Genomic DNA, 25,870 nt, shown 5'->3' with positions numbered 1-25,870 from the left:
GGCGGATCCGCGGCGCATTCCCGCGCGCGCGGGGCGTTGCTAGGCTGCGGGCCACATGGACCCCGTCGCCCCCTCTCCCCCGCGCGGCGCGGCGGACGGCGGCGCACCCGCCACGCGCTCCCCCTGGGGCGAGCGGCAGGACCGGGAGACGCGTCGGCGGCGACGCACGCGGGCGGCGGGACTGCTGGCGGCGTACGTCGCGCTCATCGCGCTCGTCACGCTCACGCCCGACAGCGTCGACCGGGGCGTCTACCCCCACCTCATGCGCGGGGTGCTCTTCCTCCAGTACCACGGCACCCCGTGGTTCCGGTACTCGATGATCGAGGAGGCCGCCAACGTGGTGCTCTTCGTGCCGCTCGGGATGCTGGGCATCCTGGCGCTGGGCCTCGGACGGTGGTGGGCCGTCGTGCTCACGGGCACCGTGCTCTCCGGCTCGGTCGAGCTCGTGCAGGCGGCGTTCCTGCCGGGACGCGTGGCGTCCGTCACCGACGTCGCCGCCAACGGGCTGGGCGCGCTCGTCGGCGTGGCGGTCTGCGGGCTGTCCGCGGCCCGGACGCGGCGACGCGGGCGGCTCCGGTCGTGATCGGATCCGCCCGCGTCGCGGGTCATGCGGTGCCGGGCGTCAGGAGGCGCGGCGACGGCGGGCCGTCGCGATGCCCGCAGCCGCGGCGCCGGCGAGGAGCAGGCCGCCGCCGGTGATCGCGAGGCCGGTCGGCAGCGTGCCGCCCGTGATGGGGAGCGTCCCGCTCTCCGCGGCGGTGCGCGTGCTGGCGGGGACCACGGAGACGACGCCGCACCAGTGGTCGCCGGACGCGGCGGTCTCGTTCGCGCGCCAGGTGCCGGTGGCGGTCGTCGGGACGACGAGCGTGCCCGTGAGCGATCCGTCGGCGGCTGCGGTCACCGTGGCGGCCGGGTCGCCGGCGACGGGGGCCGCGCCGGCGGTGGCGGAGAGGCGGAGGGCGACGGACTCGCCCGCCTGGAACGAGCCGGCGGCGCCGGTGACGGTGACGGACCCGCCGGGCGCGACGGCCGCGGGCGTGGCGGACATGCCGCCGCACGCGAGGAGCGAGTCCTTGGGGACGTAGTTCTCCGCCTGGGCGGCGAGAGGAGCGGAAACGGCGATCGCGAGCGCGACGAACGCGCCCGCCAGGGTCTTGGAGAGCATCTCGGGTGTGCCTTCGCTGATACGCCCGAGACGGACGTGCGGGGGCACGACGGGTATCGCCTCGGGGCGGTGGTGTCCGCGGCGCGCGATTTCGGGTCGGCGCCAAGGGCGGACAGCGGGTCGGGTAAACCCACGTCGGCGATGCTATCGGCGTCTCGCACCCCCGCGAAGGCCCCGGAGCCCGATGGACCCCGGATTGGGGTCACGCCGGGCGGGCTCGGCGCCGGGCACCCGGAGACGGCGGAAGGCCCCGAGGCGGTTGCCTCGGGGCCTTCCGTCGCACCGCTCCGGAGGGAGTCAGGCGACGCGGGTCGTGATGCGGATCAGACCGACGCGCGCTGGCGACGGACCGTGGCGAGGACGCCCACGAGCGCGGCGCCGAGCAGCAGCAGGCCGCCGCCGGTCCAGATGAGGACGACGGGGATCTGGCCACCCGTGACGGGGAGCGCCGAGCCGTCGGCGGCGTTGCCACCGGCGTTCGCGCCACCGGTCGAGGTGCCGTTGCCGGCAGCCGCGACGACCGAGATGGTCGTGGAGACGGTGTTGCCCTGCGTGTCGGTGCCGGTCAGGGCGTAGGAGCCCGAGGCGGAACCGGCGGGCAGCGTGACGGTGACGCGGAGGCCGCCGGCGCTGGTCGAGTTCTTGGTGATGGAGTTGGACGTCACGGCCATGGGGGCCGTGCGGAAGGAGGCCAGCGTGGCGTTGGCCGCGTCCTCACCGGTGATGGTGATGGTGACGGGGACGACGGGAGCGAAGGAGCCGTCCGCGAAGGACAGGACCGTGCTCTGGCCGGGCGCGACGGTCGGGTCGCTGACCGTGACGCCGCCCTCGGGCGTGTAGGGCGCAGCCGTGGCGGCGGTGGAGACGGTGAACGTCGCGGCGAGAGCGATGGCCGCTCCGGCGATGATCTTCTTGAGCATGTGGTTCCCCCTGTAAGAGTTTCTCTGGTGCACAGGGGTCACAAGACGGACTCGGGTCCGCCGTCGATCATTCCCCCACGGGGAAGACTACTGGGATGCGTCGCAGGACAGCGAGCGGAATTGTGTTGCGATCGTGTTAATGACCGGGGTCGTGACGATCGTGAGCGGCGTGTCGGTCTTTTTGTCCCCCAGCGTGTCCACCGTGATGCGGACCTGCTGGCCGGGCGTCAGCGTCACCTCGACCTGCGCGACCGCGCGGCCGCCCACCACCTCGGGCTGGAACTGCGTCTCCTGGCCGTCGACGAGGACGCGGAGCGGCACCGTCCCCGGGGGTCCGTAGACCGCGACGCGCGTCTTGATGTCGCCCGGGGCCACGCCGTAGACCCCGCCGCCGGTGATGGTGAGCGGGAGGGAGGCGGCGTCGGCCGGCGCGTCCGAGGTCAGCGTGACCTCGGTACGGTAGTCGGGTCGCCCGTCGTCGCGGCACATGGCCATGCCCTGCGTGGTCGCCAGGGACAGGAAGTAGTCCATCTTCGCGCCGGTGGAGTCGTTCAGGAACACCCCGAAGACGGTCGACTCGTCGTTGGTGGTCGGCAGCGAGCCCTCGAAGGTGGTGCCGGCGAGCGTGGCCTGCTCGTCCGCGCGGGAGCTCCAGATGAGGATCCGGCGCTCCTCGGCGGCGCGGCCGAGCGCGCGCACCAGGGCCGCGGGATCCACGTCGCCCGAGGACACCTTCGCGAAGACGGAGTCCGCGACGCTCGCGAAGACGGCGTCCTGCACGTCGGGGTTCGTGTAGCGGAGGTAGACGTCGTGGAGGAGCAGGTCGACGGCGTCGTCGGAGCGGAGCACGTCTCCCGTGGGGAGGGTGATGGGGCCCGTCGCCTCGAGCAGGTACGAGAGCGCGACGGGATCGATGCTGATGACGCCGTCCACCTGGTCGCCGTGCTTCAACCGCCACATCTCCGCGGCGAGCGGTGCGGCCTGCGGGAACTCGGGCGTCAGGGTGACGTCCTGCATGTAGCGCCCGGTGATGGTGCCGTAGAGACCGGCGGTCTGCGGATCCAGGGGCAGCGCCGGCTGGGCGAGCCGGGGGAAGGCGCGCGCGGAGTCCTGCGAGGCGAGCGAGAACGCGCCGTCGCCCGTGCGGACCAGCGCGAGGGCGCCCGGGATCCCGCCCGTGGAGCGCACCTCGGCGTTGTTCTGGAACATGAGGAGGTAGCTGCGGTCGCCGTCCGCACCGAGCATGGCCGGCGCGAGGTCGGTGACGTGGCGGACGACCGCGAGGGTGTCCGCCGCCTTCCCGACCGTCTCGCGGAGACGCGAGACCGCGTCGGCGACAGGTCGGATCGTCGCGCCGGTGTCGATCGCGGTCACGTCGTCGAGGGCCGTGACGAGCGCGTCGTCGGCCTGGCGGACGGGTTCCTGGGCGGCGACGATGGGGTCGAGGTCGAGGCGCCCGTCCTTCGGGGTCAGGCTGCCGACGTCGAGGGTGCCCGCGATGCCGACGACGGGCTGCAGCGCGTCCCCGCCGATGCGGTCGACGATGCCGGACACCTCGCGGAACGCCCGGAGGTTCGGGCCCACGAGGGGCACGTGCTCGGTGACGGCCCAGACGGGGTCGCCCGTCAGGGACACGGCGCGCGAGGAGTGGTCGCGGAGCTGTGCGACGCCGGACGCGGCCCCCGCGGAGTCGCCCGCGAGGAGGTCGCGCTGCACGGTCGACGCGAGCGGGACCGCCTGCTCCAGCTCGCCCCGCGCGAGCAGGGCGCGGGCGGCGATCCACGCGATCCAGAGCACCAGCAGCACGGCGAGGGCGGCGCCCGCGACCACGAGGACGCGGCGCCGCGTCCAGGGCCGCCGCCGCGACGAGGCGACGCGGCTCGGGGAGGTCACCAGGTGGCCCCGCCGTCGGTGGAGACGCTGACGGCGTCGCCCGTGAGGAGCCAGACGTCGCGGCCGGCGGCCGAGATGGCCACGGCCCCGCTGGTGGGGGCGGCGGACGCGCAGCCGAGCGTGCTGACGGCGCCGGACGCGGGCACGATGAGGCCGACGGCGGTGCCCGCGCACGAGCCGGCGGTGCCGGCCGTGAGGATCCCGTCGCTCCCGAGCGCCAGCGCGAGCACGCCGGGGGCGTCGATGCGGCGGAAGTCACCGCTGCCCGAGCGCACGTGCAGCTCTCCGGATCCGCAGAGCACGGCGGCCGCCTGGCCGCTGTCGACGACCTGCACGGCGTCGTCGCACGGCGCGTCCTGCTCGCCCTGGACGAGGCGCACGGTGCCGGGCTGGGCCGGGTCGACGAACGCGGTGGTGGCGGTCCGCGCCGGGGCGTCGCGCCAGAACTCGCCACCGGTGAAGCTCTGCAGGGTGGTGCGCGAGCACGCGGCGGTGACGTCGGCGACGATGCTGCCCACGTCGGGGCTCTCCACCTGGAGCGCGAGGACGCGCCGGGCGTCGAAGGCGCCCGTCGTGCGGGTGTCCCAGGTGCGGCCCCGGTCGATGGTGGTCTGGATGCGGGCGGGCTCGCCCGTGCAGGAGCCGGCCGTGGTGCGCCACGCGACCTCGCCGTCGCCCGCCGCGAGGAGGACGGTCGGCGCCGCGACGGTCGTCGCGGGCGTCGTGGCGCTGGGCTCGGGCGTCGGCGTCGGATCCGCGGAGGGCGCCGCGTCCGCGCTGGCGGACGGGGCGGGAGCGGCGGAGCCCGCGTCCGCGGGACCGGCGTCGGTGCGGGTGACGGCGGCCGACACGAGGATCAGGTCGATGACGAGGAACGCGACCACGGCGGTCACCCCCACGCCGGGGAGCAGGCGGCCGAGCGCGGGACGGCGGCGCTTGGCGCGGCCGGTGACGGCCATGGGCTTCCGGCCGCCGGGAGCTGTCCTAGCCACGCGCGGCACCCGCGGTCCGAGGGGCGCGGGGGCCGGAGGGGCGTCCTCCGGAGCGGCGCGGTCGCGCCTCGGCGTGAGCCGACATGGTGTCTCCCGGTATGGCGGGCATCGTGCGGCACGCGGTCGGCGCTCCCTCGCGGGCGGCCGGATGCGGTCCGCGCCCCGAGGACGGGCCGCGACCCGCTCCGGCGACGGAGCACGGGTCCGCGGTCCGCGCAGCGGGGGATGCGGGGTCGAGCGGTGGTGTCACCCGGATGGTACAGCCCCGCGCGCGGCGGGACGGCACGACACGGGCGGCCACCGGGTCAGGACGTGGCGGGGCTGGCGGCGTCCGCGCCCTCGGGGCGGACGTACGAGTAGCCGTACTGGCCGTACCCGTAGGCGTCCGGGCCCTTGGTGGGCAGCATCGTCAGCACGACGCCGAGCACCTCGGCGCCGACGCTGTTCAGCGACTCGATCGCCGCGTGGACCTGACCGCGGTGGGCGCGGCCGGAGGAGACCACGAGGATGGCCCCGCCGGCGCTCTTGGAGAGCACGGCGCTGTCGGTCACGGGGAGCAGCGGCGGCGCATCGATGAGCACGGTGTCGAACTCGGCCTCGAGCTCCTTGAGGAGCGTGACCATGGTGCGCGAGCCGAGCAGCTCGCTGGGGTTCGGCGGGATCTGGCCGGCCGGGAGCACGAACATGTTGCGGTTGCCCCAGGGCTGCAGCACGTCCTTCAGCTGCGCGCGCCCGATGAGCACGTCGGTGAGGCCCACGGCGCCCTCGAGCCCGAGGTACGACGCGAGCTTCGGGCGACGGAGGTCGGCGTCGATGACGGCGACCCGGGCACCCGCGTCGCTGAGGGCGATGGCGAGGTTGGCGCTCGTCGTGGACTTGCCCTCGGACTCGACGGCGCTCGTGATCACGAAGCTGCGCGCGCGGCCGCCGAAGTCGAGGAACTGCAGGTTGGTGCGGAGGCTCCGGAAGGACTCGGCGCGCGGGCTGCGCGGGTCCGACTGGACGATGAGCGGGCGCTCCTTGGCCTTCGGGTCGTAGGCGATGCCGCCGAGGATGGGCGCGTGCGTGACGAGCCGCAGGTCGCGCTCCCCGCGGATGCGCGTGTCGAGCGTGGAGCGGAGCACCGAGACGGCGATGCCGAGGGCGAGGCCCACGAGGCCGCCCAGCGCGAGGTTCAGCGGCACGCGGGGCGAGACCGGGGCGCCCGGGATGCGGGCCTCCTTCAGCGTGGTGATCTTGACCTGCGGCTGCCCGTTGGAGTCGACCGGCGTCAGCTCGGCGACGACGTCGGTGAAGCTCCCCGCCACGGCGTTGGCGATGGCGGCGGCCGACTCGGCCTGCTCGTCCTGCACCGCGATCTCGATGATCACCGTGTCGACGGCGGCGGTGGCCGTCACCCGCGGGGCGAGCGAGTCCGCGGTCGCGTCGAGGCCCAGCCGCGCGATGACCGGCTCGAGCACGACGGGCGTCGACACGACGTCCGCGTAGCTCTTCACGGCCTGCTGGGTGAAGCTGCTGCCCTGGCTCAGGTCCTGCACGGTGCCGGCCGACTGCGTCGAGACGAACACCTTGGCCGAGGCCCGGTACTCGGGCGTCTGCACCAGCGAGTAGCCGGCGGCGGCCCCCACCCCGAGCAGCAGGACGAGCAGGATCAGCACCCACGAGCGTCGCAGGATCCGGATGTACTCACGCAGTTCCAACAGGCGACTCCCCCTCGTCGATGGCACGCCCCCCAGCGGCGTCCGTGCCCATGCTCCCACAGCCGGGAGCCCCCTCCGGTCCCCTCGCGCCGCGAGCGGCCATGCGGGGACCGCGCCCCAGCAAGTGGGGCACGGTCGTCGCCGCGGGTACCGGCTAGCGTGGACGGAGGCCAGGCCACCCACCTGCCCCCGCCCGTACGCTCACCCGAAGAGAAGATCCGGACACCCATGCTCGACGTCTGCGCTGCCCTGCTGCCCCTCGCCATCCTGCTGATCACCGGGGCGTTCACCGCCTACGGGCTCCGCTTCCTGCGCGATTGAGCGCGCCCCGGCCAGCCCGATGCCGGCTCAGGCGAAGTCGGCGTCCGGTCCCGCGGGATAGCCGAAGACCGACGCGCTCGGCTCGACGGGCCGCCCGCTGCTGAGCGCTCCCCCGCTCTCGGCGAGGTAGCACGCGCCGCAGAGCGACATGTAGGTGACGTCGGCGCCGTCGATGGCGACCTGCGCGCCGTCGAAGATGAAGCGGTCGCCGACCTGGCGCGCGTTGAACACGGCCTTGCGACCGCAGCGGCAGATGGTCTTCATCTCCTCGAGGCTGTGCGCGATCTCCAGCAGGCGCCTGCTGCCCGGGAACGCCACGGTCTGGAAGTCGGTGCGGATCCCGTAGGCGATGACGGGGACGTCCTGCAGGATCGCGATCCGCAGCAGGTCGTCGACCTGGGACTCGCGGAGGAACTGCGCCTCGTCGACCAGCAGGCAGGCGGTCGGGCCGCCCATGTCCTGCAGCACGCGGTCGCGGTGGATCCCGAACTCCTGCCAGACGTCGGCGTCCGGCTCGAGCAGGAAGTCGACGGGTCGGCGGACGCCGAGGCGGGAGACGATGTCGCGGTCGCCCTTCGTGTCGATGACGGGCTTCGTGAGCAGCACGTGCTGCCCGCGCTCCTCGTAGTTGTAGGCGGCCTGGAGCATCGACGTGCTCTTGCCGCTGTTCATCGCGCCGAATCGGAAGTAGAGCTTGGCCATCTACCGAACGTAGCCGTCCTCGACGGCCCGCTCGATCAGGTCGGCCCGTCGCCCGGCCTCCCGCCCGACCAGGCGGTACTTCGCGCGGACCCGGCGGAGGTAGGTCTTCGCCGTCTCGTACTGGACGTTCATCGCCTGCGCCACGGCCAGCGTCGAGCGGCCGGTGACGTAGAGGCGCAGGGCCTGCTCCTCACCCTGGCTGAGCCGGGGGCTCGTGAAGGCGAGGGCGGCCTCGGCGGCGGCCTCGTCCGCCGCGCGGTCGGCCGCCGATGTCGCGCGCTGCCGGCTGTCGCGCGCGCTCGCGACCACCGCGCGCACCGCGCTGACGATGTCCCCGGCCGGCACCGGCCCGGTCAGGAGCGCCGCCGCTCCGGCATCCAGCACGCGGCGCCTGACCTCGTCGCTGCCCGACCGCGACAGCACGACGACCGCGACGCCGGCCGCCCGGCAGGAGCGCACCCGCCCCTCGAGGCTCACGGCGTCGGCGAGGTCGTAGTCGATGACCGCGACGTCGGTCGGGAAGCGGGGCGACCGGACCAGCTGCAGCCAGCCGGTGGTGCTCACGACGACCTCGACCTCGGGGGCGCGGTGCCGGAGGATCGCACAGACCTCGTCGAGCGCCGACTCGTTCCCCATGAGCACGCCGACGCGGACGGGCTCCGCGACCTGGCGACCGGTGGCGCCGCGCGTGCCCGCCCCGGGCTCGCGCAGGGTGGTCATGGGAGAACTGTAGCCAGCGCCGGGGTCGCGCCGATCCCGCGTGTCGTGGGCGGACACCGGGCATCCCGCGTCAGAAGAGCGTGGCCTGGGTGTCGCGCGACGGCGGCAGCGCCGCGGCGACGAGCGGCCCGGGGGCGGGCGCCTGGGTCCAGCTGCGGCGTCCGCGGGAGGTGACCGCGCGGCTGTCGGCGCCCTCCTGGCTCCACCCCGGGCGCGGACGCCCTCCGCCGCCCTGGACGCCGGGCAGGTCGGCGCGCGAGAGGACGCCGCCGGTGCGCGGGTCGACCCGGCCGCCGCCGAGCCCGTGGCGCCGGACCAGCGGATCCATGCGCGCCTTCAGCCACGCCCGGTACGCCTCGGGCGCGTAGGCCCCGCGCGCGTAGAGGTCCGCGTAGCGGCCCACGAGGTCGGGGCGCTCGCGCTCGAGCCACTCGAGGTACCACTCCTTCACCCCGGGCTTGAGGTAGAGCGCCGAGTACAGGACGCGCGTGCCGCCCGCCTCCCGGATGCGCGTGAGCGCGTGGTCGAGGTGCTCCACGGAGTCGGTGAGCATCGGCAGGATCGGCATCATGAAGACGGTGCAGTCGAGGCCGGCCTCGCGGATGGCCGTGACGGTCGCGAGGCGCGCCGCCGTGGTGGGGGTGCCCGGCTCGACCGACTGCTGCAGGTCGTCGTCGAGCACCGCGATGCTCATCGCCAGGTCGACCGGCACACTCGCCGACGCCTCGGCGAGGAGCGGCAGGTCGCGCCGGAGGAGCGTGCCCTTCGTGAGGATGGACAGGGGCGTGCCGGAGGAGGCGAGCGCGGCGATGATGCCGGGCATGAGCGCGTAGCGGCCCTCCGCGCGCTGGTAGGGATCCGTGTTGGTGCCGAGGGCGACCGCGTCGTGCGTCCAGGTGGGCTTCGCGAGCTCCCGGGTGAGGACCTCCGCGACGTTGACCTTGACGACGATCTGGTCGTCGAAGTCGCGGCCGCCGTCGAGGTCGAGGTACTCGTGCGTCGGGCGCGCGAAGCAGTAGACGCACGCATGCGTGCAGCCCCGGTAGGGGTTGATGGTCCAGCCATACGGCATGACCTTCGACTCCCCCGGCACGCGGTTGAGCGCGGACTTCGCGAGCACCTCGTGGAACGTCACGCCCTGGAACTCCGGCGTGCGCACGCTCTGCACGAGGTTGCTCAGGCGGGCCAGCCCGGGGAGCGCGTCGGCGCTCGCGTCCGACAGCTTCTGTGCGCTCCATCTCATGCGCTCATTCGAACACACTTTCGAATCGAGCGCGAACGGCGGCACGGCGGATGCGGAACGGGCGGACGCCGTGCGCCCGCCCGTCCGTCCGTCAGTGCTGGAGCTCGAGGACCTCCGCGGTCTCCGCGACGATCCTCGGCGTCTTCCGGGGGTCCGACGCGACGAGCGTGCCGTAGTTCGGGATCATGCGCGTGAGGGGCTTGCGCCAGCCGTCCATGCGCTCCGGGAAGCAGCGCTCGAGCACGTCGAGCATGATCGGCACGGCCGTGGACGCGCCCGGCGACGCGCCGAGGAGCCCCGCGATGCTGCCGTCGGCCGCGGCGACGACCTCGGTGCCGAACTGCAGCACGCCGCCCTTCTTCGCGTCCTTCTTCATGACCTGCACGCGCTGACCCGCCGTGATCGGGTACCAGTCCTTCGGGTCGGCCGTGGGCATGAACTCCCGCAGCGCGTCGAACTTCGTCTCCTTGGAGGCGAGGAGCTGGCTCACGAGGTACTTGATGAGGCTCAGGTTGTCCTTCGCGACCGCGAGCATGGGGACGATGTTGTGCGGGCGGATCGACGTGAAGAGGTCGAGGAGCGAGCCCTTCTTGAGGAAGCGCGGGCTGAAGCCGGCGTAGGGGCCGAAGAGCAGCGACGCCTGGCCGTCGACCACGCGGGTGTCGAGGTGCGGGACCGACATGGGCGGGGATCCCACGGCGGCCTTGCCGTAGACCTTCGCCTGGTGCTGGGCGACGATGGTGGGGTCGTCGGTGCGGAGGAACTCGCCGCTGATGGGGAAGCCCCCGAAGCCGCGGATCTCGGGGATGCCGGCCTTCTGCAGCAGGTGCAGGGCGCCGCCGCCCGCGCCGATGAAGACGAACTTGGCGTCGACGCGCACCGTGGAGCGGCCGACCTCCTTGCGGACGTCGAGGTGCCAGGTGCCGTCCGCGTTCTTCGAGATGCGGCGGACGTCGTGGTTGAGGTGGAGGGCCGCGCCGTGCTCGGTGAGGTAGTCGACGAGCTTGTTCGTGAGGGAGCCGAAGTCGACGTCCGTGCCGCCCTCGAAGCGGGTGGCCGCGATGACCTCGGACTTGTCGCGCTGCAGGACGAGGAGCGGGGCCCAGGAGTGGATGACCGCGGGGTCCTCCGAGTACTCCATGTCGGCGAAGAGGGGGTGCGCGCGGAGCGCGTCGTAGCGGCGGCGCAGGTAGTCGGCGTTCTCCTGACCGCGCACGAAGGTCATGTGCGGGGTGGGGTTGATGAACTCCTTGGGCTCCGGCACGGCGCCCGCGGTGACGAGGTGCGCCCAGAACTGGCGGGACAGCTGGAACTGCTCGTTGATGCGGGTCGCGGACCCGATCTCGATCTTCCCGTCCTTCTCCGGCGTGTAGTTGAGCTCGCACAGGGCCGCGTGGCCCGTGCCCGCGTTGTTCCACGGGTTGCTCGACTCCATCGCGACCTCGCCGAGGCGCTCGAAGATCTGGATGGTCCAGTCGGGCTCGAGCTGCTTGATGAGGGTCCCGAGCGTCGCGCTCATGATCCCGCCGCCGACGAGGACGACGTCTACCGGTTCCGCTGATTCACTCACCGGATCAGTGTACGCCCGCCCTCCGGAGCCCCTCCCGGAGCGGCCGACCGTGGTACGGGCACCCTCACGAGCGCCGGCCCGCGGGGGTCAGCGGCGGGCCGCGACGACCTCGGCGATCTGCACGGCGTTGAGCGCGGCGCCCTTGCGGAGGTTGTCGTTGCTGATGAAGAGGGCGAGGCCGCGGCCCTCGGGAGCGCCCTCGTCGGCGCGGATCCGGCCCACGTAGCTGGGGTCGGTGCCGGCGGCCTGGAGCGGCGTGGGGATGTCGGACAGCTCGACGCCGGGTGCCGTCGACAGGAGCTCGGTGGCGCGCGCGACGCTCAGCGGCGACGCGAACTCGGCGTTGACGGAGAGGGAGTGGCCGGTGAAGACGGGGACGCGCACGCACGTGCCGCTCACCAGGAGGTCGGGCAGACCCAGGATCTTGCGGCTCTCGTTGCGGAGCTTCTTCTCCTCGTCGGTCTCGAAGAGGCCGTCGTCGACGATGCTGCCGGCGAGCGGGATGACGTCGAAGGCGATGGGCCGCTGGTACACGGCGGGCTCGGGCAGCTCGACCGCGCGGCCGTCGTGGACGAGGCGGCGCAGCGCCTCGGGCCCTGCGGCGACGGCGGCCTCGGCCTGGCCCGCGAGCTCCTCGGCGCCGACGAGGCCGGATCCGGAGACCGCCTGGTAGGTGCTCACGACGAGGCGGGTGAGGCCGGCCTCCTCGTGCAGGACCTTGAGGACGGGCATCGCGGCCATGGTGGTGCAGTTGGGGTTCGCGATGATGCCGCGGCGCGCGTCGGCGATCGCCTCCGGGTTGACCTCCGAGACGACGAGCGGGACCTCGGGGTCCATGCGCCAGGCGCTGGAGTTGTCGATGACGAGCACGCCCGCCTCCGCGAAGCGCGGCGCCTGCGCGCGGGACGTGGTGGCGCCCGCGGAGAAGAGCGCGATGTCGAGGCCCGTGGGATCGGCCGTCGCGGCGTCCTCCACGACGACGTCGCGGCCGGCGAACGGCAGCGCGGTGCCGGCGGAGCGCGCCGAGGCGAAGAAGCGGATCTCCGCGATCGGGAACGCGCGCTCCTCGAGGAGGCGGCGCATGACGGCGCCGACCTGGCCGGTGGCGCCGACGACGCCGACACGGAGGCCGGGGTTCTCCGGGGCGGGGGCGGCGGATCCGGCGGGGGCGGTGTCGGTCACGGGTGTCTCCTCCTGCGGTGCGCGGGCGTGCGGGTCGAGCGTGCGGGTACGGGTCAGCGGCCGGTGCCGGCGTGGACGACGGCGACGTCGTCCGCGTCGAGCCCGAAGGCGTGGTGGACGACGCGGACGGCCTCGTCGATGGTGTCGGCGCGCGTGACGACCGAGATGCGGATCTCGCTGGTGGAGATCATCTCGATGTTGATGCCGGCGTCGGACAGCGCGGTGAACAGCTGCGCCGAGACGCCCGCGTTGGTGCGCATGCCGGCGCCGACGAGCGCGAGCTTGCCGATCTGGTCGTCGTGCTGGAGGCCCGTGAAGCCCACCTCGTCCTTCTCGGCTGCCAGGACCGTGAGCACGCGCTGCGCGTCCGACTTCGGCAGGGTGAAGGAGATGTCCGTGAGGCTCGTGGCGGCGGCCGACACGTTCTGCACGATCATGTCGATGTTCGCGCCGGTCTTGGCGACGATGGTGAAGATCTGCGCGGCCTTGCCCGGCACGTCGGGCACGCCGACCACCGTGACCTTGGCCTCGCTGAGGTCGGCGGCGACGCCGACGATGACGGGCTCTTCCACATTCACTCCATCCGTGGGGTTGTAGACGATGGTGCCCTCGTTGTGCGTGAACGAGGAGCGGACGTGCAGCAGGACGCCGTGCCGGCGGGCGTACTCGACGGCGCGGATGTAGAGGACCTTGGCGCCGGACGCCGCGAGCTCGAGCATCTCCTCGCTCGTGATCCGGTCGATCTTGCGGGCGAGCGGCACGACGCGGGGGTCGGCCGTGAAGATGCCGTCGACGTCGGTGTAGATCTCGCAGACGTCGGCGCCGAGGGCCGCGGCGAGGGCGACCGCCGTGGTGTCGGATCCGCCGCGGCCGAGCGTGGTGATGTCGCCCGTGCCGCGGTTGAAGCCCTGGAAGCCGGCGACGATGGCGATGGCGCCCTCGCCGAGCGCGTCGCGGACGCGGCCCGGGGTGACGTCGACGATGCGGGCGGCGCCGTGCTGCGCGTCGGTGATCATGCCGGCCTGGCTGCCCGTGAAGGAGCGCGCGTCGTAGCCCATGCTCTTGATGGCCATCGCGAGCAGCGCCATGGAGATGCGCTCGCCCGCGGTGAGGAGCATGTCGAGCTCGCGCGGGGCGGGGATGGGCGTGACCTCGTGCGCCAGGTCGAGCAGCTCGTCCGTCGAGTCGCCCATGGCGGAGACGGCGACGACCACGTCGTTGCCGGCCTTGCGCGTGGCGACGATGCGCTTCGCGACGCGCTTGATGCTCTCGGCATCGGCCACCGACGATCCGCCGAACTTCTGCACGATGAGGCTCACGGGCGACTCCTGGGGTTCGGGTGGGCGCGGGCGGCCCGGTTCACGATTGTACGGCGGGGGTGCTCGGGGATCCGGCGCATGACGCCGGGTGCGGCCGCGCCGCTCACTCCCCCACGAGGCGCCGGCCCTCGAAGGCGCGGCCGAGGGTGACCTCGTCGGCGTACTCGAGGTCGCCGCCGACGGGGAGGCCGGAGGCGAGGCGCGTGACGCGGATGTCGAAGGTGGAGAGCAGCCGCGAGAGGTAGGTGGCGGTCGCCTCGCCCTCCAGGTTCGGGTCCGTGGCGATGATGACCTCGGTGACCGTGGCGTCGGCGAGGCGCTGCATGAGCTGGCGGATGCGGAGGTCGTCCGGTCCGATGCCGTCGATGGGGCTGATGGCCCCGCCGAGGACATGGTAGAGCCCGCGGAACTCGCGCGTGCGCTCGATGGCGACGACGTCCTTGGCCTCCTCGACCACGCAGATGGTGGCGGGGCTGCGGCGGGGATCCCGGCAGATGCCGCAGGTCTCCTCCTCGCTGACGTTGCCGCAGATGGCGCAGAACCGCACCTTGTCGCGGACGACCGTGAGCACCTCGGCGAGGCGCGAGACGTCGAAGGTCTCCGTCTGGAGGATGTGGAACGCGATGCGCTGGGCGGACTTCGGGCCGATGCCCGGCAGGCGGCCGAGCTCGTCGATGAGCTCCTGGACGATTCCCTCGTACATGCGGCGCTAGTCCTGACCTGTGGGGCGGATGGTGGGGCGGGCCTTGCGCTCGACGGGCTTCTCCTCGATGAAGCTCGCCTGCAGGATCTCGCGGACGACGGACTCGCCGTAGCGCTGCGGGGCGGCGGCTGCCGGGGGCGCCTTCGCGGCGGGCGCGGCGGCAGGCGCGGCTGGTGCGGCCGACGACGCGGGGCGGCTCGTCGCCGGCGCCGACCGCTGGGCGGGGACGGAGCGCGCGACGGGCGGAGCCGCGTCGGGCGACGACCCGCCCGTGGCCCAGCCGGGCTCGGCGGGGCCGAACTCGTCGGGCTCGGGCTCCTCGAAGTCGGGGACGTGCGCGTCCGGGACGACGGCGGATCCGCGGGCCGGTGCGCTCGGAGCGGCGGACGCGCGCGGCGGCGTGGGCGATGCGGCGGGGGCGGTCGCCGCGGGGGGCGCCGCCCGCTCCGGCCGGGAGGCGGGCGCGCGGCGATCCGCGGGGGCCTCCGACGCGCCGGGGTCGGAGGTGGGGATGGCGACGGTGGCCCATCCGCCACCCGCCGGAGGGGCCTTCGCGGGTGCCTTCGCGGGAGGCGCAGCCGCAGGTGCGGCGGCCGCGGACGCCCGTACGGCGGGCGGCGCGGACCGCGGGGCGGGGGCGGCGCCGTCGCCGCCGGTGCGGGAGCCGCCCGCGGCCGGCCGCGAGGCCGGGGCACGGGAGGCGTCCGACGGGGACGAGGCGGGGGCCGTGGGCGCGGATCCGCCGGTGGCCGGTGCCGCGGTGCCGCCGTGCGGCTCGACGCGCGCGATGAACTTCACGCGGAGGCCGAGCACGTCGAGGATCGCGGTGCGGAGGATGTCGCTGACCCCCTGGCCGGGGGCGCCGCGCTCCTTGAACTTCTCGGCGTCGTTGGCGCTGATGAACCCGAGCGTGAGCACGTCGCCGGCGAGGGCGCGCGGCGTGGCCGTGACGGCGACGAGCCAGGCGCTCCGCTTCGCCTTCTCGACGGCCTCGACGACCGACGGCCAGGAGTCGCGGAGCTGCTCGAACGTGACCGGGCCGACGGGCGCCGGGGTCGCGGCGGGCGCGGGCGCCGGGTTCGCCTCCACCGCATCGCCGGACCCCGACGGCGTCGGGGCCGTGTCGGGAGCGGGTGCGGACGCGGGTGCGGGCGCGGCGGGCGCCGGATCGGGCGTCGCGACGGGAGCGGGAGCCGCGGGCGCGGGCACCGTCGGGGCGGCGGACGACGCGGCGGGTGCAGGATCCGCTCCCCCGTCGGCCACGCCGACGCGGCGCTCGAGGCGCTCGACACGGGCGAGGGCGCCGCGGTGCGTGTCGTCGCTCGCGGGGACGAGCACGCGGGCGACGAGGAGCTCGAGGTGCAGGCGCGGCGAGGTGGCGCCGGTCATCTCGGTGAGCGCGGCGTTGACCACGTCGGCCGCGCGGGACAGCTCGACGGCGCCGAACGCCATGGCCTGCGCACGCATCCGCTCGAGCTCGTCCTCCGGGGTGCCGCGCAGCACGGCGGCCGCGCCCTCGACCGAGGTGGCGCCCACGATGATGAGGTCGCGCAGGCGCTCGAGGAGGTCCTCCACGAACCGGCGCGGATCCTGGCCGGTCTGGATGACGCGGTCGACGCCCGCGAACGCCGCCGCGGCGTCGTGCCGGGCGACCGCGTCGATGACCTCGTCGAGCAGGGCGGCGTGCGTGTAGCCGAGCAGCGCGACCGCGCGCTCGTACTCGACGCTCTCGTCCTCCGAGCCGGCGATGAGCTGGTCGAGCAGGGAGAGGGTGTCGCGCACGGAGCCGCCGCCCGCGCGCACGACGAGCGGGAGCACGCCGGGCGCGACCTGCACGCTCTCCTCGCGCGACAGGTGCTCCACGTAGTCGAGCATCTGCGCGGGCGGCACGAGGCGGAACGGGTAGTGGTGCGTGCGCGAGCGGATGGTGCCGATGACCTTGTCGGGCTCGGTGGTGGCGAAGATGAACTTCACGTGCTCCGGGGGCTCCTCCACGATCTTCAGCAGCGCGTTGAAGCCCTGCGGCGTGACCATGTGCGCCTCGTCGAGGATGAAGATCTTGTAGCGGTCGCGCGCCGGCGCGAAGACCGCGCGCTCGCGGATGTCGCGCGCGTCGTCGACGCCGTTGTGGCTGGCCGCGTCGATCTCGACGACGTCGAGCGACCCGCTGCCGTCGCGGCTGAGCTCGACGCAGCTGGGGCAGACGCCGCACGGGGTGTCGGTGGGGCCCTCGGCGCAGTTGAGGCAGCGCGCGAGGATGCGCGCGGACGTGGTCTTGCCGCAGCCGCGCGGGCCGCTGAACAGGTACGCGTGGTTGACGCGGTTGGTGCGGAGGGCCGTGCGCAGCGGGTCCGTCACCTGCATCTGGCCGATGAGCTCGGCGAAGTTCTCTGGCCGGTAACGGCGATACAGGGCGGTGACCACGGACCTGAGGATACCGGGCACCTCCGACCGTCCGGCCGTCCGGGGCGTCATACCTCGGACGGCACCCCCGCTGCCGGCGTCGGGGAGGAGCGGCGCGCGTGCGCCGCCCCGAGCCGGTCGGATGCGCCCGCGCTCCACCGCCCGAGGAGCGCCAGCCCCTCGCGCCAGGTGGCGTCGCGGATGAAGAGGAAGTCGAGCGCGATCATCGCGAGGGAGAACGGCCAGAGTCCGAGCAGCAGCCCGATCATCAGGTGCATCCCGGTGATGGCGATGAGCGCGACGATCCGCGTGGGACGCCACAGGATGAGGAGCGGGAAGAGGCCCTGGAAGGCCACGGCGACGAAGCTCGCGACCACGATGCCGAGGCTCGACTGCACGAGGAGGTCGTTGATCCACGGCCAGGGGCGGTAGCCCTCGAGGAGGAGCGAGTAGTACGTCGCGGTCCCGTCGCGCCACTCCGCACCCTGCAGCTTGAGGATGGCCGAGTTCACGTACACGAGCATGATCTGGTACGCGCAGAGCACCAGCGCCGTGTTGTGCAGGAGCACGGGGACCGGTCGCGGGATGCGGTCGACCTGCGCGCGGGCGACCTGCGCGAGCCCGACCGGCGTCCCGCCCGCCGCCGCGACCGGCGCCCGCCGTCGCCGCAGGGCGTCCAGCGAGAAGTGCCGCGACAGGTCGGCGAAGAGCGCGAAGAACAGCGTGAGCCGCAGCACGGTGTCGCCCCCGTTGGTGAGCAGCGTGCTGTTGGTGGACAGGCCGACCCAGAGCAGGAGGAGGAACGGGGTCACGACGCGCGTCCGCCAGCCGAGCGTGAACAGGGCGGCCAGGACCACGAGCAGGAGGTACGTCAGGTCGAAGAGCGTCGCGTCGGTCTTGGAGAAGAGGCCGGTGAACGCAGGCAGCCATCCGCGGCGCGTGGACTCGGGGTCGATGAAGCGGGCGCCCACGCCCCAGAGGTAGTGGCGGTCGCTGAAGCACGTCACGAGCACCATGAGGATCACGGCGCCGATCGTGATGCGGAAGGCCGCGAAGCTGTAGGTGGCGTGCTCGCGCTCCGTCATCCACGTCGCGATGCCGCGCGGCCAGTCGCGCGGGTGCTTCAGGGCCGTCAGGAGCTCGCGGTCCTGGAGCATCTGGCGGAGGCGGGCGGCGCGGGCGCCGGAGAGCCGGCCCGCGCCGCGGCCGCGTGGCCGCGACGACGCGGTGCGGGGAGCGCGGCGACCGGTCCAGGATCCCGCGGCCGGAGCCTTCGCCTCGGGCGCCTTCGTCCGCTTCGTCGGCTTCGTCGTGGAGGCGGCCGAGCTCGACGGCTCCGCGGAGGTGGTTGCGGCCGCAGACCGCGCGGACTCGTGCCGATGCGCGCTCATCGCCCGTACCTCTCCATCACTCCCTGGTAGACGCTGAGCGCCTGCGGATCGACGACGTCGTCCGCCTCCCGCCATCCGAACGGGAGCACGTTCTGCGTGAACTGCTGCGTGGCGTCGTCCCGGTGCGCGAAGTCGTTGGGCCTGTCGGTCACGACCCGCCAGCGCACGCGCTCGATGTCGCGGCCGAACCAGGCGGTCGCCCAGTAGGTCGTGAACTCCTTCATCACGTAGTCCGCGCGGAGCAGCCGGATGACGCGCCCCTGGCTCCCCTCGTCCAGCGCGGTGAGCTGATCGATGAGGGACGTGTCCGACTTCGCGGCGAAGCCGGAGTCGGTGTCCGCCCGGCGGATGAAAGTGTCCTGCACGATGGTCCTCTGCTCGGGCGTGAGCGCCTGGAACCGCTCGGTGTACGTCTTGAGCAGGTTGGCGCTCTGCTTCACCGTGCGGGATCCCTGCAGCGTCCCCTCCCCTGCGGCGTACTCGACGCCGGTGATGTCGGCCCAGTCGCTCTTGACCAGGGTGCCGGACGCGTCGCGCCACTGCGCCTGCATCTCGAGGTGGCGGTTGGTCTTCTGGATGGACGGGGCGAACACGTTCCACTGCTGGCTGAAGTACGGACGTGCGGCGGCCGTGAGGGCACGGGTCGCGTCGCCCTGCGGCACGACCATGAGGATCGAGGTGGCCACGTAGATCGCGACGGCGGCGGCGGCCACCGCCGACCCGATGCGGGCGCCGCGGGTGAGGCCGGGGGGCGTGGAGGCGGGGGCCGTCGGCGCATCGTGCGGGCCGACGGTCTGGTGCTCGTCGGGATGCTCGTCCGCGGCATCCGCCTGCGAAGGGGAACCGGCGATGGGCGCGGCGGTCTCGTCGAGATCCGCCTCGGCCCCGTGCTCGTGCTTCGTGTCGGTCATCTGCGCCGTCCCCTTCGTGCGTCGGGTGGGTCTCGGGTCGTGCGGGTCGTGCGGTCGTGCGGTCGTGCGGATCGTGCGAGCGGGACGGGCGGCCCGGCATCGTCTGCCGGGCCGCCCGCCCCTCTCTGCTCAGTGCCGGGGCATCACACCCGACGGCTGCGGCCGCGGTGCAGGGCACCGGCGCCGGTCAGCATCATCAGGAGCGCGATGCCGCCGAGCAGCAGCATCCCGTCACCGTCGCCGCCCGTGATCGGGAGGATGCCGCCGCCGTAGCCGCCGCTGATCGGCGTGCCGGGCTGGCCCGCAGGGACGGTGGATCCCACGACCCGGAACCGCGTGATCATCTCGTCCGCCATGCCGGAGTCGACCCCGATCACGTCGACCGTGTGGTCGCCGAGCTCGAAGTCCGGACCGATCTCGAAGACGAACGTCGCGCGTCCCTCGGCGTCCGCGACCATCGGCGCGAGCGGCTTCGGCGTGGAGAACACCGTCGCGTTGATCGTCTCACCGGGGATGAAGCCGACGGCGTCGACCATCTGCATCGAGCCGTTCCCTCGGACGATCTCCGTGAAGCGGACGACAGCCCGGGTGGGGGTGTCGGCGCCGTCGGTGGATCCGTCGGTGGCGTCGGACGCGTCGGCGCCGGCGGCGTCCGTCGCGTCGACGCCGGCGGCGTCGGTACCGGCCGCGTCAGTGCCAGCCGCGTCCGTTCCGGCAGCGTCGGTACCAGCGGCGTCCGTCCCGGCAGCGTCGGTACCAGCCGCATCAGTGCCAGCCGCGTCCGTCCCGGCAGCGTCCGTACCAGCCGCATCGGTTCCAGCCGCATCGGTTCCAGCCGCGTCCGTACCAGCAGCGTCCGTCCCGGCAGCGTCGTTTCCGGCAGCGTCGGTTCCAGCCGCGTCAGTGCCAGCCGCGTCGGTTCCGGCAGCGTCGGTTCCAGCCGCGTCCGTCCCGGCAGCGTCCGTACCAGCCGCGTCCGTCCCGGCAGCGTCCGTACCAGCCGCATCCGTACCAGCCGCGTCCGTACCAGCCGCGTCGGTTCCGGCAGCGTCGGTTCCAGCCGCGTCCGTACCAGCCGCGTCCGTACCAGCCGCGTCCGTACCAGCCGCATCCGTACCAGCCGCGTCCGTACCAGCCGCATCCGTACCAGCCGCATCCGTACCAGCCGCATCCGTACCAGCCGCATCCGTACCAGCCGCATCCGTACCAGCCGCGTCAGTCCCAGCCGCGTCCGTACCGGCAGCGTCGGTCCCAGCCGCATCCGTCCCGGCAGCGTCAGTCCCAGCCGCGTCGGTTCCGGCAGCGTCGGTTCCAGCCGCGTCCGTACCAGCCGCGTCCGTACCAGCCGCGTCCGTACCAGCCGCGTCCGTACCAGCCGCGTCCGTCCCGGCAGCGTCCGTCCCGGCAGCGTCGGTTCCAGCCGCATCCGTACCAGCCGCATCCGTACCAGCCGCGTCAGTTCCGGCCGCGTCCGTCCCGGCAGCGTCAGTCCCGGCAGCATCCGTACCAGCCGCGTCGGTTCCAGCGGCGTCCGTCCCGGCAGCGTCCGTACCAGCCGCGTCCGTACCAGCAGCGTCCGTACCCGCAGCGTCGGTTCCAGCTGCATCCGTTCCGGCAGCGTCGGTTCCAGCCGCATCCGTACCAGCCGCGTCCGTACCGGCAGCGTCCGTACCAGCAGCGTCGGTCCCGGCAGCGTCGGTTCCAGCCGCGTCCGTTCCGGCAGCGTCCGTACCAGCCGCATCCGTACCGGCAGCATCGGTTCCGGCAGCATCGGTTCCAGCAGCATCGGTCCCGGCAGCGTCGGTCCCAGCAGCGTCCGTCCCAGCAGCGTCCGTCCCAGCAGCGTCCGTTCCAGCCGCGTCCGTTCCAGCCGCGTCGGTCCCAGCAGCGTCCGTACCAGCCGCGTCCGTACCAGCCGCGTCAGTTCCAGCAGCATCCGTACCAGCCGCGTCAGTCCCGGCCGCGTCCGTACCAGCCGCGTCCGTACCGGCGGTGCCGTCGGCGCCCGCGTCAGCGGTGCCGGCGGTCACGGTGAACTGCACCGGGCCGGCCGACCCAGCGGCAGCTCCACCGATCTCCTGGGTGACGGTGGCCGTGAAGGACCCCTCCGGCACGCCCGTGAAGGTGGTGCTGTACGTGCCGTCATCACCGACCTCGACCTCGACCGGGGTGCGACCGGTGATCGTCACCGTGACGGTGCCGATCGGGTCGGCCCGGCCGGAGACGACCACGTCGACCCCGGTCTCGCCGGTGGGCAGCGTGTAGACCTGACCGACGGTCGGCTCCGTGATGGTCACCGGCACGCCGATCGTGAAGGTCACCGTCTCGGATCCCACAGGCTGACCGCCGATGGTCTGGGTGACGGTGCCCGTGTAGGCACCGGCCGGCAGGGCGGGCGGCGTCAGGGTGAAGCCGCCGTCGTCGTCCACCTCCACCGGGCCCGTCGTGGTGCCGCCGACGGTCAAGGTCACCGTCGCGGCCGGGTCGGCCGTGCCCGTGAAGGGGACGACGATCGTCGTGTCGCCGGCGGGCAGCGGGATGAAGTCCCCGTCCTCCGGCGTCTCGATGACGACCTGCTCGATCCCGGCGATCTCGACGGTGAAGGCCGCGGTGTCCGAGCCGGCGGGTGCGCCGTCGATGGACTGCGTGACGGTCACCTCGTACGACGTGGCCGGGAGGCCGGTGAAGGTGGTCTCAAAGCGACCGTCCTCGCCGACGACCTGCGTCACGTCATCGCGTCCCGGGAGCGAGATGACCACCGTGGCGCGGGGGTCGGCGCTGCCGTTCACGATCACGTCGGTCGTGGTGCCGCCCGCCGGGATCGTGAACGTCTGTCCGTCGTCCGGCGTGTCGATGACCACGTCCTCTGCGGGCGCGCCCACCTCGAAGGCGACCTGGTCCGTGCCGACCACGACACCGCCGATCGTCTGCGTCGCCGTGGCGGTGTAGAGGCCCACGGGGAGGTTCGGGAACAGGACGTCGAAGCGGCCGTCCGTGACGGTCGCGTCGGTCTGCGACGCACGACCCGGGACCGTCACCGTCACGGAGGCGCGGGGGTCCGCGGTTCCGGTCACGGGGACGTCAGCGGTCGGGTTCGGCCCGGTCCCGCTGCTCGGGATCTCCTGTCCGTCGGTCGGCGAGTCGATCGTGATCGCCTCCGCCGGGGCGCCCACCGTGAAGGTGACCGTCTCGGTGCCGCGGACGATGCCGTCGATCGACTGGGTCGCGGTCGCGGTGTACGTGCCGACCGGCAGGTCGGCGAAGGAGACGGCGTAGCGGCCGTCCGCGCCGACGACGTCGGTCCGGGGGTCCTGTCCGTCGATGGTCACGGTGACCGTGGCCTCGGTGTCCGCCGCGCCTTCCACCGGCACGTCGACGGTCGGGTCCGCCGGCGTGGTCAGGAAGATCTGACCGGGCGTCGGCGTCGTGATGGTGATGTCGGTCGCCGCGGGGGCGATCGTGAAGGTCACCGTGGCAGGTGCTCCGGCGAGCTCACCGGGGACGGTCTGCGTGACCGTCGCCGTGTAGGTGCCCGCGGGGAGCGCGCCGGGCGTCAGCGTGAACCGGCCGTCCGGTCCGATCTCGACGGGTCCGACGGTCTGGCCGTCCAGCGTCAGCGTGACCGAGCCGTCCGGGTCGGCCGTCCCGACGATCGGCACGACGACCGTCGACTGCCCGGCCGCGAGGTCGATGACCTGGCCCGGGGTGGGGGACGTGATCAGCACCGGCGTGGCCGTGGGGATCGCGACCGCGCGGACCGTGGCCGACGCGAGGTCGAGGGTCGGGCCGGTGCCGGGCAGGAGAGCGACGCGGAGGGCCGTGACCGTGAAGGTGTCGGTGCCGGGGGCAGCTCCGGCCGGGTCGACGAACCCGGAGCCGTCCTGCACGTTGGCGGTCAGCTGCACGACGTCCCCGAGCACGTCGAAGACGGGATCCAGCGATCCGATCAGGGGCGTGGTGAGCGCGGTGACGTCGGAGAGCGTGAGGACGTCGCCGATCGAGGTGCGGAGGGAGGGGAGGAGGCCGTCGACGAGAGGCTGGGCCAGGTCGTCGACGTCGAGCCCGGCCACCGTGGTGCCGATGACGAGCTGAGGCGCCGAGTTCCCGGGACCCGTGGGGTTGAGCAGGTTCGCGAGCGTCGTGTCGATGTCGACGGACACCGCCCCGAGGGGGACGCCGCTCCCGACGATCGGGAGGAGCGACACCCCGGCGTCCACGGTGACGAGGACGCGGGTGGAGTCGAGGACGGCTTCCAGGACCACGGCGGGCAGGGCGTCCGTCAGGATCTCCTGCACCAGGCCGGCGATGACGTCCGCGTCGAGGATCTGCGTGTTCGCGGGGAGGTCGTTGAGCGCGACGAGCTCGTCGATGTCGACCGTGACCGTGCCGGCGGCGAGGTCGATGGTGACACCGCCGCTGGTCAGGGGCTGCGTGAGGACCGCGTTCACCGCCTGGGTCGTGTTCACGGTGAGGCGGATGTCACCGGTGGGCGTGCCGACCGAGATGACGCCCGCGAGGAGTCCGTCGATGACGCCGGTGAGGAGGCCGTCGACGTCGGCGCCGAGCGCGATCTGCGCGTCGATGTCGGATGCGAGGGCGGCTACCGCGGCTTCGACGCCGGTCGCGACGTCGCCGACGAGCGGGCTGCTGATGTCAGCGTCCGCGGATGCGATCCGGTAGTCGGAGACGACAGGACCGGTGCCGGGGTCGGTGGCGGTCGCCGAGAGGACCCCGAGCTGGAGCGAGAGGTCGGAGATCTCCCCGCTCGCGCCCGCGGTCGCCAGGAGCGGCGTCAGGTCGAGCGTGACCTCGTCGCCCGTGCCGTCGTTCACCACGATTCCGCCGTCGCCGTCGAGCAGGCCCGCGGATCCGGTGGCGCCCGCGCTGCCCGCCGAGGCGAACTGGTCGACCGCGCCGGCCGCGACCGCCCGGTCGAGGGTGAGGATGTCGCCCAGCTGGACGCCGGCCGCGATCTGCGCGTCCAGCACGCCGCCGAGCACGCTGGCGTCGATGGCGCTGCGGTCCAGCTGCGGGTCGGGCTCGCCCGGCGCGAACCCGGTGTAGGCGCCGGACAGCGCCACCAGGTCCGACAGGTCGGGGGTGCCGGACAGCGTGAGCAGTCGGCCCTCGGCCTCCGCCGTGTCCCCCGGTGCGGCGTTCGCGGGCGCGGTGCCCCCGAACGCGACGATCGCCGCGGCGAGCCCGAAGGCCGTCGCGGTCGCCAGGCTGCCTCTGCGCCTGGGCATGTGTAGAGCCATGTGCGTTCCCCTCGATTGCGTGGCCGGCCGCGATCGTGGGCGCGGCCGTGCATCCCGCGGGGCGGCCCCCACCACTCGCACGGTCGTCTGAGGCTCGCATCCGGTCGCGGGGCCGACAACACTGCGCGCCACTGGTCCGGTGCGGATGCCGTCTAGGTAGCGGGCCCAGTGGTCATCCCCGTGGCGCGAGGGCGGGCGGGCGTCTCGGGCACGACGAGGAGAGGCCCGCGATCCGGCGTGGATCGCGGGCCTCTCGAGCGGATGGTCCGGCTCAGCTCCCGGTGGCCGCGAGCGACTGGCGCGCGATCTCGAGCTCCTCGTCGGTGGGGATCACGAGCACGGCGACGGGCGACCCCTCGGGGCTCACGAATCGCGCCTCGGAGCTGATGAGCTCGTTGCGGTCGTCGTCGATGCCGATGCCCATGAACTCGAGCCCGGCGAGCGACCGGCGGCGCACGAGCGGGTTGTTCTCGCCCACGCCCGCGGTGAACACGACCGCGTCGACGCCGCCGAGCTGCGCCGCGTACGCGCCGACGTAGTGGCGGATGCGGTGCCGGTACACGCCGAGCGCCGTCTGCGCGGCCTCGTCGCCGTCGGCCGCGGCGCGCTGCACGTCGCGCATGTCACCCAGCCCGGTGAGGCCGAGGAGCCCGCTCCGACGGTTGAGCAGCGTCTCGAGCTCGTCGAGCCCGAGGTCGGTGTGCCGGGCGAGGTGGAAGAGGATCGCCGGGTCGATGTCGCCCGAGCGGGTCCCCATCACGAGGCCCTCGAGCGGCGTGAGGCCCATGGACGTGTCGATGGAGCGCCCGCCCTGCACGGCCGCGGCCGACGCCCCGTTGCCGAGGTGCAGCACGATGATCCGCGTCTCCTCGAGCGGCTTCCCGAGCAGCCGCGCGGCGGCCTCGGACACGTACTTGTGGCTCGTGCCGTGGAAGCCGTAGCGGCGGATGCGGTGCGCGGCCGCCAGCTCCCGGTCGATCGCGTACGTGTACGCCTCGGCCGGCAGCGTCTGGTGGAACGCGGTGTCGAAGACGGCCACGTGCGGCACGTCCGGGAACGCGGTCTGCGCCGCCTCGATCCCCTGCAGCGCGCCGGGGTTGTGCAGCGGCGCGAGCGCGGAGAGGTCGTCGATGTCGGCCTTCACCCGGTCGGTGACCACGGTGGGCTCCACGAAGACGTCACCGCCGTGCACCACGCGGTGGCCGACCGCGACGGGCGGCCCCTCCTCGAGCGAGGGCCCGTGCTCGGCGAACGCGTCGAGCATCGCCTGGAACCCGGCCGTGTGGTCGGCGATGGGCAGCTCGCGGACCGACGAGTCGCCGCCCGCCGTGTGGCGCGTGGATCCGGTCGCCTCCCCGATGCGCTCCACGAGCCCGGAGGCGAGCACGGTCTCGGTCTCCATCTCGACGAGCTGGTACTTGAAGGACGACGATCCGGAGTTGACGACGAGGACGACGGGCACGGGCGGGCTCCTGAC

At 73.6% G+C, this 25,870-nt stretch carries 18 protein-coding genes; 1 reads left to right on the top strand and 17 read right to left on the bottom strand.

Annotation, left to right across the window (positions count from 1 at the left end; translation table 11 throughout):
- Positions 1 to 55 precede the first annotated feature (55 nt).
- A complete protein-coding gene (locus H9X71_RS04190; RefSeq protein ID WP_191148467.1) occupies positions 56 to 583 on the top strand; it encodes a VanZ family protein in 528 nt (175 codons plus the stop codon).
- Between the two features lie 39 nt (positions 584 to 622).
- Here H9X71_RS04190 and H9X71_RS04185 read toward each other — a convergent pair whose 3' ends face one another.
- From H9X71_RS04185 to H9X71_RS04105, 17 genes are all read right to left on the bottom strand, one after another.
- Complete coding sequence (locus H9X71_RS04185) at positions 623 to 1,165, bottom strand: RodZ family helix-turn-helix domain-containing protein (protein ID WP_244961770.1); 543 nt, start codon at positions 1,163 to 1,165, stop codon at positions 623 to 625.
- Positions 1,166 to 1,488: 323 nt separating this feature from the next.
- Complete coding sequence (locus H9X71_RS04180) at positions 1,489 to 2,085, bottom strand: sortase (RefSeq protein ID WP_191148465.1); 597 nt, start codon at positions 2,083 to 2,085, stop codon at positions 1,489 to 1,491.
- 87 nt (positions 2,086 to 2,172) lie between these two features.
- Positions 2,173 to 3,978, bottom strand: coding sequence for a DUF4012 domain-containing protein (locus tag H9X71_RS04175; protein WP_244961768.1), 1,806 nt, complete (start codon positions 3,976 to 3,978; stop codon positions 2,173 to 2,175).
- Entirely contained in the window at positions 3,975 to 4,970 is a 996-nt protein-coding gene (locus H9X71_RS04170; RefSeq protein ID WP_244961766.1) for a hypothetical protein, read from the bottom strand. The genes H9X71_RS04175 and H9X71_RS04170 overlap by 4 nt, the downstream gene beginning before the upstream one ends.
- A gap of 305 nt (positions 4,971 to 5,275) precedes the next feature.
- The gene (locus H9X71_RS04165) at positions 5,276 to 6,670 is read right to left on the bottom strand and encodes a tyrosine-protein kinase domain-containing protein (RefSeq protein WP_191148464.1); all 1,395 of its coding nucleotides are present in this window, start codon (positions 6,668 to 6,670) and stop codon (positions 5,276 to 5,278) included.
- A gap of 348 nt (positions 6,671 to 7,018) precedes the next feature.
- Positions 7,019 to 7,693 (bottom strand): thymidine kinase, encoded by a 675-nt coding sequence (locus tag H9X71_RS04160; protein WP_191148463.1) that lies wholly within the window; start codon positions 7,691 to 7,693, stop codon positions 7,019 to 7,021.
- Positions 7,694 to 8,413 (bottom strand): response regulator transcription factor, encoded by a 720-nt coding sequence (locus H9X71_RS04155; protein WP_191148462.1) that lies wholly within the window; start codon positions 8,411 to 8,413, stop codon positions 7,694 to 7,696.
- Between the two features lie 70 nt (positions 8,414 to 8,483).
- A complete protein-coding gene (locus H9X71_RS04150) occupies positions 8,484 to 9,656 on the bottom strand; it encodes an Rv2578c family radical SAM protein (RefSeq protein ID WP_191148461.1) in 1,173 nt (390 codons plus the stop codon).
- Between the two features lie 91 nt (positions 9,657 to 9,747).
- On the bottom strand, positions 9,748 to 11,226 hold the full coding sequence (locus tag H9X71_RS04145; RefSeq protein WP_191148460.1) for a malate:quinone oxidoreductase: 1,479 nt from the start codon (positions 11,224 to 11,226) through the stop codon (positions 9,748 to 9,750).
- A gap of 87 nt (positions 11,227 to 11,313) precedes the next feature.
- Positions 11,314 to 12,408 (bottom strand): aspartate-semialdehyde dehydrogenase, encoded by a 1,095-nt coding sequence (locus tag H9X71_RS04140; protein WP_191148459.1) that lies wholly within the window; start codon positions 12,406 to 12,408, stop codon positions 11,314 to 11,316.
- 53 nt (positions 12,409 to 12,461) lie between these two features.
- Positions 12,462 to 13,727: an aspartate kinase gene (locus H9X71_RS04135; RefSeq protein ID WP_191148458.1), complete on the bottom strand. Its 1,266-nt coding sequence runs from the start codon at positions 13,725 to 13,727 to the stop codon at positions 12,462 to 12,464.
- A gap of 103 nt (positions 13,728 to 13,830) precedes the next feature.
- Positions 13,831 to 14,430: a recombination mediator RecR gene (gene recR / locus H9X71_RS04130; RefSeq protein WP_012297640.1), complete on the bottom strand. Its 600-nt coding sequence runs from the start codon at positions 14,428 to 14,430 to the stop codon at positions 13,831 to 13,833.
- 6 nt (positions 14,431 to 14,436) lie between these two features.
- Positions 14,437 to 16,854, bottom strand: coding sequence for a DNA polymerase III subunit gamma and tau (locus H9X71_RS04125; protein ID WP_280527980.1), 2,418 nt, complete (start codon positions 16,852 to 16,854; stop codon positions 14,437 to 14,439).
- Positions 16,855 to 16,901: 47 nt separating this feature from the next.
- The gene (locus H9X71_RS04120) at positions 16,902 to 18,224 is read right to left on the bottom strand and encodes an HTTM domain-containing protein (protein WP_244961764.1); all 1,323 of its coding nucleotides are present in this window, start codon (positions 18,222 to 18,224) and stop codon (positions 16,902 to 16,904) included.
- Positions 18,221 to 19,135, bottom strand: coding sequence for a DUF5819 family protein (locus H9X71_RS04115; protein WP_191148456.1), 915 nt, complete (start codon positions 19,133 to 19,135; stop codon positions 18,221 to 18,223). Before H9X71_RS04115 ends, H9X71_RS04120 begins: the two co-directional genes overlap by 4 nt.
- A gap of 143 nt (positions 19,136 to 19,278) precedes the next feature.
- Entirely contained in the window at positions 19,279 to 24,381 is a 5,103-nt protein-coding gene (locus H9X71_RS04110) for a beta strand repeat-containing protein (RefSeq protein ID WP_244961762.1), read from the bottom strand.
- Positions 24,382 to 24,664: 283 nt separating this feature from the next.
- Positions 24,665 to 25,855 (bottom strand): acetate/propionate family kinase, encoded by a 1,191-nt coding sequence (locus tag H9X71_RS04105; RefSeq protein ID WP_191148454.1) that lies wholly within the window; start codon positions 25,853 to 25,855, stop codon positions 24,665 to 24,667.
- Positions 25,856 to 25,870: the final 15 nt, after the last annotated feature.

The sequence above is a fragment of the Clavibacter zhangzhiyongii genome, from assembly GCF_014775655.1.
In the GTDB taxonomy this organism is placed as follows: Bacteria; Actinomycetota; Actinomycetes; order Actinomycetales; family Microbacteriaceae; genus Clavibacter; species Clavibacter zhangzhiyongii.
This window is presented reverse-complemented; position numbering and strand designations above follow the sequence as displayed.